The organism is Dyella sp. SYSU CM1112 (assembly GCF_058216415.1).
In genome coordinates, this window is sequence record NZ_JBZEGI010000007.1 from 137,497 (window position 1) to 152,778 (window position 15,282).

General features: G+C 62.3%; 15 protein-coding genes. 10 read left to right on the forward strand and 5 right to left on the reverse strand.

Translation table 11 applies throughout. The features are described from left to right. The first annotated feature begins 109 nt into the window (after positions 1–109). Entirely contained in the window at positions 110–2,767 is a 2,658-nt protein-coding gene (locus tag AC4HNJ_RS12055; protein ID WP_490479824.1) for an ATP-binding protein, read from the forward strand. A 13-nt stretch (positions 2,768–2,780) separates the two neighbouring features. Then, positions 2,781–3,479, forward strand: coding sequence for a response regulator (locus AC4HNJ_RS12060; RefSeq protein WP_490479825.1), 699 nt, complete (start codon positions 2,781–2,783; stop codon positions 3,477–3,479). A gap of 130 nt (positions 3,480–3,609) precedes the next feature. On the opposite strand, the gene AC4HNJ_RS12065 is transcribed toward AC4HNJ_RS12060, so the two are convergent. From AC4HNJ_RS12065 to AC4HNJ_RS12075, 3 genes are read right to left on the reverse strand one after another with little or no spacing between them, the layout of a single operon-like run. Then, positions 3,610–4,869: a heme biosynthesis protein HemY gene (locus AC4HNJ_RS12065; protein WP_490479826.1), complete on the reverse strand. Its 1,260-nt coding sequence runs from the start codon at positions 4,867–4,869 to the stop codon at positions 3,610–3,612. Then, positions 4,866–5,987, reverse strand: coding sequence for a uroporphyrinogen-III C-methyltransferase (locus AC4HNJ_RS12070; protein ID WP_490479827.1), 1,122 nt, complete (start codon positions 5,985–5,987; stop codon positions 4,866–4,868). The genes AC4HNJ_RS12065 and AC4HNJ_RS12070 overlap by 4 nt, the downstream gene beginning before the upstream one ends. 34 nt (positions 5,988–6,021) lie before the next feature. Then, entirely contained in the window at positions 6,022–6,816 is a 795-nt protein-coding gene (locus AC4HNJ_RS12075; protein ID WP_490479828.1) for a uroporphyrinogen-III synthase, read from the reverse strand. Positions 6,817–6,976: 160 nt separating this feature from the next. Here AC4HNJ_RS12075 and AC4HNJ_RS12080 point away from each other — a divergent pair, with 160 nt between their 5' ends. The 3 genes from AC4HNJ_RS12080 to AC4HNJ_RS12090 all read left to right on the forward strand — a co-directional run bounded on the left by AC4HNJ_RS12080 (position 6,977) and on the right by AC4HNJ_RS12090 (position 8,431). Then, complete coding sequence (locus tag AC4HNJ_RS12080; RefSeq protein ID WP_490479829.1) at positions 6,977–7,459, forward strand: YiiD C-terminal domain-containing protein; 483 nt, start codon at positions 6,977–6,979, stop codon at positions 7,457–7,459. A 26-nt stretch (positions 7,460–7,485) separates the two neighbouring features. Continuing rightward, on the forward strand, positions 7,486–7,923 hold the full coding sequence (locus tag AC4HNJ_RS12085; RefSeq protein WP_490479830.1) for a hypothetical protein: 438 nt from the start codon (positions 7,486–7,488) through the stop codon (positions 7,921–7,923). A 64-nt stretch (positions 7,924–7,987) separates the two neighbouring features. Continuing rightward, the gene (locus tag AC4HNJ_RS12090; protein WP_490479831.1) at positions 7,988–8,431 is read left to right on the forward strand and encodes a rhodanese-like domain-containing protein; all 444 of its coding nucleotides are present in this window, start codon (positions 7,988–7,990) and stop codon (positions 8,429–8,431) included. Between the two features lie 139 nt (positions 8,432–8,570). On the opposite strand, the gene AC4HNJ_RS12095 is transcribed toward AC4HNJ_RS12090, so the two are convergent. Continuing rightward, a complete protein-coding gene (locus AC4HNJ_RS12095; protein ID WP_490479832.1) occupies positions 8,571–9,650 on the reverse strand; it encodes a 2Fe-2S iron-sulfur cluster-binding protein in 1,080 nt (359 codons plus the stop codon). A gap of 81 nt (positions 9,651–9,731) precedes the next feature. On the opposite strand from AC4HNJ_RS12095, the gene AC4HNJ_RS12100 reads away from it, so the two are divergent. The 4 genes from AC4HNJ_RS12100 to AC4HNJ_RS12115 all read left to right on the forward strand — a co-directional run bounded on the left by AC4HNJ_RS12100 (position 9,732) and on the right by AC4HNJ_RS12115 (position 13,158). After that, a complete protein-coding gene (locus AC4HNJ_RS12100; RefSeq protein WP_490479833.1) occupies positions 9,732–10,178 on the forward strand; it encodes a hotdog fold thioesterase in 447 nt (148 codons plus the stop codon). 3 nt (positions 10,179–10,181) lie between these two features. Further along, the gene (locus tag AC4HNJ_RS12105; RefSeq protein WP_490479834.1) at positions 10,182–11,129 is read left to right on the forward strand and encodes a serine/threonine protein kinase; all 948 of its coding nucleotides are present in this window, start codon (positions 10,182–10,184) and stop codon (positions 11,127–11,129) included. Between the two features lie 348 nt (positions 11,130–11,477). Further along, positions 11,478–11,915: a hypothetical protein gene (locus AC4HNJ_RS12110; RefSeq protein WP_490479835.1), complete on the forward strand. Its 438-nt coding sequence runs from the start codon at positions 11,478–11,480 to the stop codon at positions 11,913–11,915. Between the two features lie 70 nt (positions 11,916–11,985). Then, entirely contained in the window at positions 11,986–13,158 is a 1,173-nt protein-coding gene (locus AC4HNJ_RS12115) for a class I SAM-dependent rRNA methyltransferase (protein WP_490479836.1), read from the forward strand. Here the strand turns inward: AC4HNJ_RS12115 and AC4HNJ_RS12120 are convergent. Then, complete coding sequence (locus tag AC4HNJ_RS12120) at positions 13,130–13,777, reverse strand: Pr6Pr family membrane protein (protein ID WP_490479837.1); 648 nt, start codon at positions 13,775–13,777, stop codon at positions 13,130–13,132. The genes AC4HNJ_RS12115 and AC4HNJ_RS12120 overlap by 29 nt on opposite strands. A gap of 133 nt (positions 13,778–13,910) precedes the next feature. Here AC4HNJ_RS12120 and rmuC point away from each other — a divergent pair, with 133 nt between their 5' ends. After that, positions 13,911–15,269 carry a DNA recombination protein RmuC gene (rmuC, locus tag AC4HNJ_RS12125; protein ID WP_490479838.1) on the forward strand — a complete coding sequence of 453 codons (1,359 nt, stop codon included), beginning with the start codon at positions 13,911–13,913 and terminating at the stop codon, positions 15,267–15,269. Positions 15,270–15,282 lie beyond the last annotated feature (13 nt).

Consider the following 15,282-nt stretch of genomic DNA (forward strand, 5'->3'; position numbering starts at 1 on the left):
TGGGGTAGGGTTGCGCGAGCTTGCCGCACAACCTGCACTTGCCGCAGGGTTGAAGATTTTATCCCACCCTCCCCTACTGCAAGCAGGAGAGGGCGCATAAGATGCCCTAATGACTGATACCTCCCGCGACGCCCGTGCCGACGCCTTGCTTGAAGTCGTGCAGGTAGACCTGCATCGGCGGCTGAAGATTTTCCTTGGCGCGGCGCCGGGCGTAGGCAAGACCTACGCCATGCTTTCCGCCGCGCGGGAGCTCAAGCGCCAAGGCGTCGACGTCGTCGTCGGCCTGGTGGAAACGCATGGCCGCGCCGAAACGAATGCCCTGCTCGAAGGCCTGGAAGTCGTGCCACGACGCGTGCTGAGCTATCAGGGACGCGAATTCACGGAATTCGACGTGGATGCAGCGATTGCACGGCAACCGGATATTCTGCTGGTCGACGAGCTGGCGCACCGCAACGTGCCGGGCAGCCGGCACGAACGGCGCTGGCAGGACATTGTTGAAGTGCTGGACGCGGGCATCGAGGTTTACACCACGCTCAACGTGCAGCATTTGGAAAGCCTCAACGATCAGGTCCGCCGCATCACTGGCGTCACGGTGCGCGAGACAGTGCCGGACGCTTTCCTCGATCGCGCGCGCGACATCGTGCTGGTCGACCTTCCACCCCGCGAGCTGATCGACCGCCTGCGCCAAGGCAAGGTGTATGTGCCGGAGACGGCGGCGGCTGCGCTCGACGCCTTTTTTTCGCCGACCAATCTCGCCGCCCTGCGCGAATTGGCGGTGGATACGGTCGCCGGACACGTCGATAGCGATCTGCGCGGACACATGCTGGCGCTCGGCGGCAAGATGCCGGTGCGCCGGCGCGTGATGGCCGCCATCGACGGTCATGCACAGAGCGAATACCTGGTACGTGTGGCGCGACGTATTGCGGAACGACGCGGTGCGCCGTGGAGCGTGGTCTTTGTCGATACCGGCACGCCACTGGACAATAGCCGGCGCGAACGCATCGATACGGCCATGCGTCTGGCACGGCGCCTCGGCGGCGATGCGATGGTATTGCGCGGCCATGCCATCGCCGACGAATTGCTGGTACATGCCGATCGCGAAGGCGTCGGCCAGATCATTCTGGGGCGCACGCGCGAGCGTTTCTTCGCCCGCATCGTTGGACGTTCGCTTACCCAGCAGTTGTTGCGCCGCGGCGCACATCTCGAGCTGACCATCATCGCGACACCGAGCGAACGCGTGCGCGCACGGCGTCGACTGCGCCTGACGCCCATGCACGGACGCCGGGATGAATACATCTATGCCACGGTCGTGACGGCATTGGCGATCGGCCTTGCGTTCGTCGCCGATCTCTATTTATCGGTAGCCAACCTCGCCCTGATTTTTCTGACTGCCGTGATGGTTGTGGCGGTACGTACACGCATGACCGTAGCCGTGTATACGGCACTGCTGTGTTTTATCGGCTACAACTTCTTCTTCACACCGCCACGCTACACGCTTGCCATATCCAACCCGGACGACGTGCTGGCAGTCACGCTGTTTCTGCTCGTCGCACTGATCTGCAGCCGACTCGCGACACGGCTTGCGAGCCAGGTTGAATCGCTGCGCGCCGCACACGAATATTCGCATGCATTGTTGACACTTGGACAGCGGCTATCTACCAGTACCGATGCGGGCGGCATTCGCGAAGTGGGTGCCGCTGCCTTGGCGCACGGGCTGCGCTGCGACGTCGCCATGCTTGCGCGTGACGTGGAACATCATCTGCAAATCGCCGCCAACAGTTCGCGCACGTTGACCCTGACCACCCAGGATTTTGCCGCCGCTGAATGGTGCGAGCAGCACGCGGAGCCGGCCGGCCGTTTTACCGACACGCTCAACGCTGCACGCTGCTGGGTGTTGCCGCTCGGCATGGAGGATCGCCGCCTCGGCGTCGCTGCACTGCGTTTCGAAAATGGCGGTGCGCCGGATATCGAACGGCGCAGCCTCGCTTTGGCCATGGTGCAGGATATCGGCCAGGCCCTGGAACGCGCGCGTCTTGCGTCAGAATTGGAAGGCGCGCGCGTGCAAGGCGAAACGGAGCGCCTGCGCAATGCCCTGCTTTCGTCGGTGTCGCATGATCTGCGTTCGCCATTGGCCTCCATGATCGGATCGGCCGGTACGCTTTCTACCTATTGGGAGCAATTGCCGGTAGCGGAGCGTAATGAGTTGCTGAGTGCGATTCTTGGCGAAGGTCAGCGGCTGGATCGATACATCCAGAACCTGCTTGACATGACGCGCCTCGGCCATGGCACGTTGAAGCTCAACCGCGACTGGACGGATGCCGCTGAAATCGTGGCCTCGGCCATCACGCGACTGCGCAAGCTGTTTCCGGAATTGCGCGTCGACACACAACTTCCCGACGAAACCATCCTGCTGTTCGTGCATCCGGCCCTGATCGAGCAGGCCTTGTTCAACATTCTCGAAAATGCCGCGCGGTTCTCTCCGCCCGGCGAACCCGTGCGGGTCATCGTTCGGGTAGCGGGCGACCGCCTGTTCATCGACGTGGTCGATCGCGGGCCCGGTATTCCCGAAGAAGAACGTGCGCGCATTTTCGACATGTTCTATTCCGTTGCGCGCGGCGATCGTGCGCCACAGGGCACCGGTCTGGGCCTGGCGATCTGCCGTGGCATGATTGGCGCCCATGGCGGCAGCGTGGAAGCCTTGCCCGGCGAAGGCGTTGGCACCACCATCCGCATCAGCCTACCGCTGCCCGAGCCGAATGGACCTTGAAACAGGCTAAGCCATGACCGCTGCCAACCTGTGCGTTCTGGTCATCGACGACGAGACACAGATCCGCAAATTTCTCGACATCGGCTTGCGCGCCGAGGGCTATGACGTTTTGCTTGCCGCCAATGCCGAGGAAGGACTGGCCCTGGCCGCCACGCGTAACCCCGACATCGTCGTTCTGGATATCGGCCTGCCCGATCGCGAGGGGCACGAAGTGCTCGCCGAATTGCGCCAATGGACGCAAGTGCCGGTGCTGATGCTATCCGTGCGCGATGCCGAAAAAGAAAAGGTCAAAGCGCTCGACGCCGGCGCGAATGACTACATGACCAAGCCCTTCGGCATCCAGGAACTGATGGCACGGCTGCGTGCATTGCTGCGCAACCGCGCGACCCATGCCGAGGCATCGCCGCGCTATCAGGATGAGCGCCTGCACATCGACCTGGGATTGCGTGAAGTCACTCTCGATGGCGTGCCGCTTGCGCTTACCCGCAAGGAATACGCCGTGCTCGCCATGCTGGTTCGGCATGCGGGCCGCGTGGTCAGTCAGCAACAGCTGCTACGCGAAATATGGGGCGGTACGCACGTGCACGATACGCATTATCTGCGCATCGTGCTCGGCAAGTTACGACAGAAGCTTGGCGATGATCCGGCGGCGCCACGCTGGCTGAAAACCGAACCCGGTGTGGGTTATCGGTTTCTCGCAGGAGGCGAGTAAGACGCACATTCCGCGAATGGAAGTTATCCGTGCAGTGCCATCGAGCATCATTCCCGCGGGAGCAGGAACGACGATGCGCAACGCAGATGCCCGAAGAACGGTGGTCGAAGCACCGGAAGGTATCCGGCACTCAATCCTTCAGCCGCGGCACGCCATGCACATCGCGTTCTTCGATGGCGATGGGCCGCGTGTCGAGGCGTCCGCCAACGATATTGCTCTCCGGCAACGGTACGATGCTGTCGCCGCGTCCCAGGGCGATCGCATTGCGATAACAGCGCTGAGCCAGCGCCGCATCGCCCAGGCCGGTATGTACGTCACCCAGTGCTTCCCAAGCATCGACGCTCGGAACGAGCGCAAGCGAACGCTCCAGGTAGGCGCGTGCCTTGGCCCATGCTTTCGCACGCACGCACATGCGGCCCAGCGTCAACAGCAGGCTTGGATCATTCGGATGTGCATCAAGCCAGCCCTCCGCGCGACGCAAGCGCGCATCGAGATCGTCGCCGGCAAGCATGCCGTAGGTTTCCACCAGCTGCGGCGACCATTCGCGGCGCAAAGCAGATTCCACTTCGTCCATCGCCGGCATCCATAGGCCGTAGCTGGCCGCCTTGCGTGCATAAGCATCAATGACTGCCGGTGCGCGACGCTGTGCCTTGGGTAGTTGCGACCAGAGCGTATTCAGCACCGCCCCATCGCTGGCAGCCTGGAGGCTTGCCACCAAGATCTGCGTTTCCAGCGCAGCATAAGCACGCGTGCTCAGCACTCCGCTTTTCTGCAGCGGCTCCAATGCATGGCGCGCCCGGCGCGTATCACCGCTCGCCAATGCAGCGCGCGCGTATTCCCGCCAGCCGCCCGGATTCAAACTGCCGTTGTCAGCTTCGGGGGCGAGCAGGGCCAGCGCTTCCGCGGGCCGGCCATCGCGGCGCAAGACGCGTGCGCGCAGTATCCGAGCTGCCTGCGGTGCTATCTGCGCCACTTCATCCAGGGTGCCCAAGGCACGACTGTGTTCACCACGACGGGACGCCGCTTCGGCAGCCGCCAACAAGGCCGGGCCGCGCAATGCTTTCAGACGAGAGGCGCGATGCAAGTCGCGTTCGGCATCGCCGTGGCGCCCCTCCATCAGGGCCATCAGCCCGTCGGCGAAACGTTGCCGGCTGACCCGGCGATGTCGGCGCGAAAACGCGCCGAACGGCCAGCGTGCAGCACGCCAGATCACACTGATGAGCGCGCATGCCAGCAGCAGCAATACTACGGCCGCCAGCAAGCTGGTTTGCAAGGTGTAGCCGCGGAAGCGCACCAGCACATAACCCGGATCTTCGGCGACCCAATGCCAACCGAACGCAGCCAGCGCGGCGAGTATCACCAACGCCAGAATCCAGCGCCAAAGCTTCATGGCTTGGCTCCACCCGATGGCGCAGCCTGATCGGTATCCGGCTTGAGCGCATGCACTGCGCGCAGATTGCGGAGTTCGCTGAGTGCGGCGCCCAGTTTGACCGGTGCTGCCGGCCTGAGCTGGCCGACCAGCATATCGATACGCTGGCGCGCCTGTTGTACCGCCGGCGACTGCAGGTCGAATTGCGCCGCCAGACCCGCATCAGCGCGCTTGAGCGCGGTCGCACAAGCGTTGTTGTCCCAGGCGAGCAAGGCGGCTTGCGCCTGCGCCAAATCCAGAGCCACCAATTCGCGCGCGATGCGCGCATCGGCCATATCGAGCGGCGCGCCGTGGTCGCGGCGGATCTGGATCACACTGAATAATGCTCGACGGATGCGCGCCCAAAAACCAGGCGCTTCTTGCGCATTCGATGTCTCATCCAGCGGTTTCAGCGGCAAAGCTGGAAGATCGTTGCGCAGCTGCATCACCGTGTCGAGCTGCTGTTGCGGGTCTGCCGCCTGGCTTTTCATCAAAGCCTCGTGCTCGGCGTCGATGCTTTCCCGCACACCGCTGAACGCATGGTCGGTCACGCCCGCCAGCGTCTGGCTCGCCAAGGCAAAGGCCTGAGCCGCGCCTTGCGCATCATGGAACAAGGTGTAGCGCTCGACACCCATGCGCAACAGCGATTCCGTTTCATCCAGGCGCATGGCGTCCTGGCCTGAAAGGGTTTTCTCCGAAAGCCGGCCTACCGCCTCTTCCAGATCCCGCACACGCTGGTCTTGCGAAAGCAATTCCTCACGCAAGGAACGGTTCACCTGATCGGCATCGTTCAAGCGCTGCACCAGCGCGCCACCCTGGCTGGTTGCCGTGGAGAGTGTCCGGTCCATGGCATTGACGCGCTCTTCCAGAGTGGCTGCAGTGCGCAGCGCCTCTGCGTTGAGATGCACCAGCTTCCACTGACGCCATGCGACGTAGCCCACGCCAACCAGGGCGATCAATGCCAGCAGTAAAGCCAGCGCAAGCGATCCGCCGGCAGGTCGTGACGGCGGCGCTGGCCGATGGGCGCGCGCCGGATCGGAAGGCGCACCCATGCCTGGCGCGGTGCGTTCGGTAACGGGAATGGGATCGTCCTGGCTCATGCGCGCATGCTATCAGTCCAGAGGTTTTCGATCTTCATTCAATGCGGTGCTGACGTGAACAAACCTCGCATGCAGCTACCAACAGATCGGCCTGAGCTGCCGAGGCAGCTCTATACCAATGCGAAAAACCGGCCGATCGAGCGGCTTGTTCGATCCGTTCGCTGCTGACGATAGCCGTCATCCTGCACAAATGCTGCCATGCTTCGCCAGACAAGCACTTCGCCAGGTTCTGCAAAGCCTCACCGCTGGAAATCAACACACAGGCCGTAGCCGGCAGTTGCGCGACGGCATCGTTATGCCGCCGGTCCAAGCGCGGGGCGGTTCGTCGATACACATAAACTTCACGCACGATGGCGCCGCGGGCCACGAGTTGCTCTTGCAGCAGGCCACGCCCGCCAGGCGCAGTGATCAGCGCTATGCGCCGGGCTGCAGGTTCGCGCAGCGGAGCCAGCTCCAGCACCCCCTCGCTATCTTGTCGTGACGCTGGCACCAGTGCCTGAATGCCGTGCCGATGCAGCGCGGCCGCCGTGCCTTTACCGACGCCGATCACATGGGGCTGCGCATGCATCCACGGCGAAAGGGCCAAGGCATATCGCACCGCCGCGGGGCTGGTGAAAATCAGCACATCATCTTGCTGTGCCTCGATCCACTGCACGCGTGCCTGCTGCGGATCGTCAGCACCGCGCAACGAAAGCCCCGGCAGCAATACGGGCATACCTCCCAACATCCGCACCTGTCGCGCCAGCGCCGTACCTGTACCGGCGGGGCGCGTAATGACGACCGCGCAACCGGACAGGGCATTTTCAGGCGGGAAAGAGAGCGCATTCATGCGGTGCCTAGGCGTCCGAGTTCCATCGAAAGGAGCCCACGCAGTGTACGCGGGCAAGGGCGTCGCGCACGAATGGCGGTCAAGTATGAGACTTGGCGCGCTACACCTTCCTCGTCATCGGCCTCTACACTTGTCGGACTCCCCACCAACCCCACGCAACATGGACATACTCGATCCACCGGCGGCCGCCCAGGCCCTCGTGGCCTTCATGCACGAAGGCATTCCGCTGACGCAGGCCATGGCACTGGAACTCGGCAGCTATGACGGCGAACGGCTCGTGCTGACGTGCCCGCTCGCGCCGAACGTCAACGACAAGGGCTGTGCCTTTGGCGGCAGCCTGACCAGCCTGATGACCCTCGCTGGCTGGGGCCTGGTCGAGTTGGCATTGCGCCAGCGCGGGGAAGACTGCGACGTCTATGTCGGCGAATCCACTGTCCGCTATCTCAGCCCGGTGTGGAACGATTTCTGCGCGGAAGCCAGGCTGACGGAAAGCGCGACGTGGGAAGCATTCTTCACGACTTTGTCCACGCGCGGCCGTGCGCGCATCGAGGTCGCTTGCGACGTGCCCGGCGAAAACGGCAAGCCGGCCGCCACGCTGTCGGCGCAGTTCGTGGCGAAGCGACGCGCGGCTGCGGCAGAATAAGCGGAATGCCTGGGGGGAGCTTTGCCATGCGTCGTATTGCCGGACCGATCCTGTTGTCGAGCATGCTGCTGTTAGCCGGCTGTGCTACCGACAAACGCAGCGACACGCTCAATCGCACCATGATCGAGTACGCCAATGCCGTGCGCTGGAACGGCTTCGAGGCCGCCGAGCAGTTCGTCGACCCGAAAGTCCGTGCGGCACACCCGCTTACCGCACTGGATCACGAGCGCTTCAAGCAGATCCAGGTGAGTGGCTACGACGACGGCGACGGCCCGGTGGCGGCCGGTCCGAATGAGGTCCGGCAGGTCGTGCAGATCAGCTTGACCAACGTGCACACCCAGAACGTACGTACCGTCGTGGATCACCAGCTATGGCGGTATGACGCGGAAAAGAACCGCTGGTGGCTGGAAAGCGGGCTGCCGGATATCACGCAGAGCGTCGAGGGCTTGAGCAGGGAGCAATAGACCGGACGTCGCCCGCAGCCTCCCTATATAATTGTCGTTTGCCTGCCATCAGCCCGGCCTTTTCATGAACGACTTCCTGCACAAGCTGCCCCAGTTCGTGGGCAACCATCTCGCCCTGTCGCTGCTGTTCGTGGTGTTGGTGATCGCGCTGATCGTCACCCAGGTGATGGTGCTGCTGCGCAAATACACCGAACTCACCCCAGCGGGTCTGACCCAGCTGATCAACCGCGACAGCCCCCTGCTGATCGATCTGTCGGCCATTGCGGATTTCGAGAAAATGCACGTGCCCGGTGCGCGCCATGTCGTCATGAGCCAGTTCGATCCCGAGAACAAAGATCTGGCCAAGGCGCGCGAGTTGCCGGTCGTGGTGATGGACAAGGATGGACGTAACACCGACAAGGCAGCGCAGCGATTGATCAAGGCTGGTTTTACGCGCGTCTATACCCTTGGCGGCGGCGTACTCGCCTGGCAGCAGGCGCAATTGCCGGTGGCGAAGGGCAAGGGCTGACCTGCCTGGTACCGATCCTGGGTCCCGATCGCTGAAAGACGCCTCTCCCCTCCATGCAGGAGGGAAGATCCATACCCATACGTGACAACCCTCCGTGAAAAGTTGGCGTGCGCCGCGTGATCGCCGTCGTTCCTGTGATCTAGTCCTCGACCGCCATCCATCCCTCTTCGGCGATGCCTGCGCGGCCGGCCAGAATCTGCGCCAGCACGTCCGGGGCGTAGTCGAACGAATCGTAATAAAGCCGCTCTTCGGGCAAACCGGCTTCGACGAACAATTTGCGTGCCGCGTCGATCATCGCGGGGGGGCCGCTCATGTAGACATCATGACCGGAAAGATCCGCGTGATCTTCCAACAGCACCTCATGCACCAGCCCCGCGCGCAAACCGGCAAGTCGTGCCTGCCCGGCATCGGAAAGCACCGCGTGGAAACGCAGCTTCGGCCTGTCCGCTGCCCAGCTTTCTGCGAGCGTGCGCAGATAAAGATCTTCGACGTGACGGGCGCCCCAATACACATCCATGGTGCGGCGGGTACCGAGCGCCAGGAAATGTTCGACGATCGCCTTGACCGGCGCGAACCCCGTGCCGCCTGCCATGAAGATCATCGGCCGTTCCGAATCTTCGCGCGGTACGAATGTGCCCAGCGGACCCTCGATGCGCAACGCGTCACCCTCTTTCAGTACCTCGCTCACCCATGAGGTGAAACCGCCGCCGGCCACGTGGCGCACATGCAGCTCAATCGTGCCATCCGCCTGCGGCCCGTTCGCAATGGAAAAGGGGCGATGACGTCCATCCTGCAACAAGACATCCAGATATTGCCCGGACAGCCAGTTCAAATTCGCTTCACCTGGCACCGGCTGCAAATGCAGACCGATCACATCGGGAGCAAGCTGCCATTTGCGGCTCACCTGCACCGCAAGCTGACGGCGCGCAATATCTTCGACCGACGTCACCTCGCGCGCTTGCACCCGCAAGTCGCTGGCCGGCACGGCCTGACACAGCAGTACGGCATGTTCCACGCGATCATGTGCATCCAGCGCGGCCGGTGGATTGCGCGGGTATTCACAACGGCCATGGATCAGCGTGGCCTTGCAACTGCCGCATACGCCGGCTCGACAGGAATAAGGCAAGGCAATGCCTGCGCGCTGCGCAGCTTCCAGCACGGTTTCACCGGGCAGGACGTCAAAACGGTGGCCGGAAGGGGTAAGAGTGACGATAAACACGTAAAGAGCCTGGATGAAGCCGCATTGTCGCCGCTGGGGCGGTCGGCGGACAATGCGGCCTCTTCCCACGAGTCTCAATGCATGCCCACGCGTATCTGGAAACAGGACACCGATCTCGACCGTCTCAATGACTGGAGTCGCCATACCCTGATGGAAGTGCTTGGCATACGCCTGACTGCCGTGGGCGATGACTGGCTGCAAGGCACCATGCCGGTGGATCACCGTACCCATCAACCTTACGGACTGCTGCATGGCGGTGCTTCGGTAGCGCTGGCCGAAACGCTAGGTAGTAGCGCTGCCATGTTGACACTGGACCCGGAAAAAGAGCGCGCCGTGGGGCTGGATATCAACGCCAACCATGTCCGCGGTGTGCTTGGTGGCACCGTTACAGGCACGGCACGTCCGCTGCACCTCGGACGTTCCACGCAAGTATGGGAAATCCGCATCGAGGATGAGTCGGGCAAACTGGTCTGCATATCGCGCCTGACCATGGCCGTCGTGCCGGCCACCGCCGTGGGTTCACGCTAGCGCATGGCGGACGAAACACCTTATGCCCGGCTCACCCCTGATCTGGTGCTGGACGCCGTCACCGCCTGCGGCTTATGGCCGGATGGGCGTCTGCTGGCGCTGAACAGCTACGAAAACCGCGTGTGGCAAGTAGGTCTCGAAGAAAGCTCGCCGGTCATCGCCAAGTTTTATCGCCCCGCCCGCTGGAGCGATGCGGCGATCCTCGAAGAACATGCGTTTGCGCAGGAACTGGCCGAGGCGGAGTTGCCGGTCGTCGCACCGCTTCGACTCGCCGGACGCACGCTGCTGCAGCACCAGGGATTTCGCTATGCATTGTCGCCGAGACACGGCGGGCGCGCGCCATCCCTGGAATCGGCCGATCAGCTGGCATGGCTGGGCCGTCTTATTGCGCGCATGCACAGTGTGGGCGCGCGGGCTGCATTTGCGCATCGCGGCAGCATCGATCGCGACACGCTGATCACGCAGCCCCTGCGCGCGGTGCTTGCGTCGGCGCTTCTGCCCGCGAATTTGCATGAGCACTATCGGCATGCCGTCGAACGAATGGACGAACGCATAGCCGCGCGCTTCGAAGCCGTTGGCCGCGTGCGGATGATCCGCTTGCATGGCGATTGCCATCCGGGCAACGTGCTATGGACCGATGCGGGCCCGCATTTCGTCGATCTCGATGATGCGCGCATGGGCCCTGCCGTGCAGGATCTCTGGATGCTGGCGCATGACGAGCGTGCGATGGAAGCGCTGCTGGAAGGTTACGCTTCGATGCGCGACTTTGATGATGCGGAGCTTGCCTTGGTGCCCGCCCTGCGTGCCATGCGCCAAGTTCATTACGCCGGATGGATCGCCGCGCGTTGGCATGATCCGGCTTTTCCGGCAGCCTTCCCGTTTGCCGCCGAGCCGCGCTGGTGGGAACAGCACATTGCCGATCTGCAAGAGCAAGCCGGAGAACTCGAATAAAGCCTTTTACCGGCATGGGAATCAGCCTCTCGGCACACCGGCGGCAAGGTCGGTAGAAAATTTTCAACCGGCGCTACGAGGGATGAAAACCAGAGCCCAGCGGCTTTCACCGAGATAACGGCAAATTTTTCGGTGGCGCGCAAACACCGCGTGCCGCGCCGATCAGGTAAAATTTCAGTCTGTTTCCGCCATGCCACCCGCGGTTCGCCTTTCCTGCGTGCGGCCAAGGAGATGGCGGCAAGGTGTGACGGAGTTCATCGAACGTGCGGCAAGCTCGCCCCCTACTCCAGCTCCCCTGCCTGCAGCGAGGGAAGCGCATCGTTTCTTTTTCTTTCTCAGGATGTTTGCATGCGTCAGATTCTGTTTCGCCTGATCGGCATTCTTGAAGTGGCGGGCGGTTTTTACGGCATGGTGGGCGTCCTTCCGCGCCTGCTTGCTTTCGGCCCACTGCGCACGGCGGCGATCGGCCTGATCGCTTTTGCGGTGTATGCCTTCGTCCTGGTAGCCGGCGTACTCCTGCTGGAAAACAGCGAGCGCGGCATCCGCTTCTCCGGTGTGGCGCAACTGCTACAGCTGCCGCTTGTCGCCACGCCAATCTTCAGCTATGCACTGCATTGCGGGGCCTTCATCAACCTGTTCGTGACACTGCGCATGCCGCTGCATCCGGAACTGGCATGGCGTCTCGGCAGCCAGGGGTTTGTGCTGGCCTTCGCCGGTCCGTCAGCCTCGCATCTGGGTATCAATCTGCTGGCGTTGCTGTGCTGGCTGGTCCTGAAATTGCGTTGATCTTCCCTCCTTGGAAGGGATCACGGCGTTCCCGGCAGAGCCGGAGAACGCCTGCCATTATCATGTGCCGATGAATGCCACTGCCGCACTGCCTGTTATCCGCCTGAAATCCGACCGCACGCCTGGCCACCCATGGGTGTGGTCGGCGCAGGTGCATAAGCCTGAAACGCGCCTGCCGCCCGGCAGCGTGGTCGAGGTCGTGGATGCGAAAGATCGCTTCGTGGGCCGCGGCTTCTGGAATGGTCATGCACGCATTGCGTTGCGCCTGCTCACCCGTAGTGTTGACGAATCCATCGATGCGGAATGGATTGCCGCGCGCATTGCGCGGGCCGTGCGCCTGCGCCGTGAATGGTTGCATCTGGATGCCGTCACGGATGCATGGCGTGTGGTGCATAGCGAAGGTGACGGGCTGTCCGGGCTGATCGTGGATCGCTACGCCGACATCCTGGTCGTCGAATATTTCGCGGCAGGCATGTGGAAATTCCGCGATGCCATTCACGCCGCGCTGCTGCGCGAGTTTCCCGATGCGCGCCTGTATTGGTTCGCTGAGAGCCATGTGCAGAAGCAGGAGTCCTTCGATTGCCGCGCCATGGAAGCACCCGCGCCGGTCGAGGTACATGAGCATGGCCTGCGCTTTCACGCTGCGCCCGGGTACGGGCACAAGACCGGATTCTTCGCCGATCAACGCGAAAACCGTCACCGCTTCGCAGAGCTTGCCCGCGGCAAACGTGTGCTGGATTTGTGCTGCAATGCCGGCGGCTTTGCAGTGCATGCCATGGCGGGCGGCGCGCGTGAAGCGGTTGGTGTGGACATGGATGCCGGCATCCTGGATATCGCGCGCAGCAATGCGATGGCCAACGATCTCGCCATCCGCTTTGAACAAGCCGATATATTCGACTGGTTGCGCCAGGCCAACGGACGCGGCGAACGGTACGATGCAGTGATTCTCGACCCCGCCAAATTAACGCGCGACCGCACCAAGGTGATCGACGCCTTGAAGAAATACTTCGCCATGAACCGGCTGGCCCTGGACATCATCCCGCCCGGCGGTTTGCTGCTGACCTGCTCCTGCACCGGTCTCGTAAGCGAAGAAGATTTCCTGGGAATGCTGCGACGCGTGGCATGGAACGCCGGACGTGAAATCCAGATCCTGGAAGTGCGTGGCGCTGGCGCAGACCACCCGGTGCGTGCCGATGTACCAGAAAGTCGCTACCTCAAGGCGGTGTTCTGCCGGGTGGAGTAAGGCGCCGGGGATCAACGCGCCATATCAGCATCAGCGCATAGGCCAGCAGCAGAAAAGCGATAAGCAGAAAAACGGCGTTGCGCAGGGTGATGGCGTAGCCCAGTTGCGACACATCGATAAACCCGTAGGGATAGCGCCCCATGAGCGTGCCTCGGACCAGCACGTAAACGAAATACACCATGGGATAAAGACTCCATCCGAGTGGCGCCGTCCATGACAGCCTCGCATGCCGCAAAGCCATCACGCTGTAGATCAACATCAGTGACGGTACGACGTAATGCATGAGGACGTCAGCCACAAGCTGCCACCCTTGCGGATTCCATATGTGTCGCAGCAACGCGAAGTATGCGGCGCCCACAAAGGCGATACTCACCGTAACGCCACCCATTGCAAACGGACGTGCAAAGAACCGGCCCCATGCAGATGATGGCAGCGCCAGTGGCCAAGTAACGGCTATGCCGACCAGGATGTTGGTCAATACCGTGAAGTAGCCCAAATAAATCGCCAATCCTTGCAGCGTCGTCATGCCCATTGCGCGGGTCAAGCGGAACGAAAGCCAGAGCTGCAACGCGACGCCAAGCCACGCTACCAAGGCAATAAGCGCCGCCAACAGTTTCATGCGGATCTCTAATGCATTCGTCAAAGCCTGTACTCCCACCGCTTCGTATTAGGGCCTGCTTTACGAACTGCGCTGATCTCAGAAGCTGATACGACTGCGCGTAGACTGTACCTAATCTTGCCGGAATGCTCCCATGCCCCTGTCCGATCTTCTTTTGATTCTGCTCGTCGTGCTGCTTGCCCTGCAGGTGATGACACTGTTGCGGGGACGCGGCGACGCGGGAATGCAGGCCAAACTGGATGCGTTGAAGGACGATCTGCGCCATCTACGCGAAGCCCTGGCCCAGGAGCAGCGAGCGGGACGGAGCGAGCAGAGTCAGTCACTGACACAGTTCGGGCAGCGCCTGGATACGCTCACCGAGCGCACCGACACAGGCCTGCAAGCGCTTTCGCAACGCCTGATCGAAGAATCACGCCGAGGACGTGAAGAACTCGCGGCCACGCTCAATCAGCTCGGCGAACAGCAGAAGCATCAATTGGCGACGCTGGCCACGGATAACGAAAAGCGCCTCGGCGAAGTACGCACAACGCTCGAAACCAAGCTCGGTGCCATCCAGCAGGACAACGCCAGCAAGCTGGAGCAGATGCGCGCCACGGTGGATGAAAAGCTGCAATCCACGCTGGAAACGCGACTGGGGCAATCGTTCAAGCTCGTCTCGGAGCGGCTGGAGGCGGTACAGCGCGGACTGGGCGAAATGCAATCGCTCGCCAGTGGCGTGGGCGACCTCAAGCGCGTGCTGAGCAATGTGAAAACCCGCGGCATTCTCGGCGAAATGCAGCTGGGTGCGCTGCTGGACCAGATGCTCGTACCCGAACAATACGCTGCCAACGTCGCCACGGTTCCCGGTTCTGACGAACGGGTGGAATTTGCGATTCGCCTGCCCGGCGGCGATCGTGACCATCCCGTGTGGCTGCCGATCGATGCGAAATTCCCGCGCGAAGACTACGAGCGCTTGCTCGATGCGCAGCAGCAGGCCGACGCGGACGCTATGGAGCGCGCAGCCGCAGCCCTGGAGCGTCGCGTGCGCGACGAGGCCAAGACCATTCGCGCGAAATACATCGCACCACCCGCAACGACCGATTTCGCGATTCTGTTCCTGCCCACGGAGGGACTTTACGCAGAAGTCATCCGCCGTCCTGGACTATTCGACAGCCTGCAGCGCGAACAGCGCGTCACCGTGGCCGGGCCGACGACCTTGTCCGCCTTGCTCAACAGCTTGCAGATGGGCTTTCGCACGCTGGCGATCCAGCAGCGCAGCAGCGAAGTCTGGCAGTTGCTCGGCGCGGTAAAGAACGAATTCGGCAAATTCGGCGACGTACTGAAAATGGTGCGCAAAAAGCTGGATGAAGCCAGCAAGCACATCGACAACACCACCGTACGCACGCGGGCGATCGAACGCAAACTGCGCGACGTGGAATCGCTACCCGGCGAACAGGCGCAACAGTTGCTGGGAGATCCGCTGGCCAGCGATGAAGAAGTGACCGAAGACTGACAGCATCGAGAGA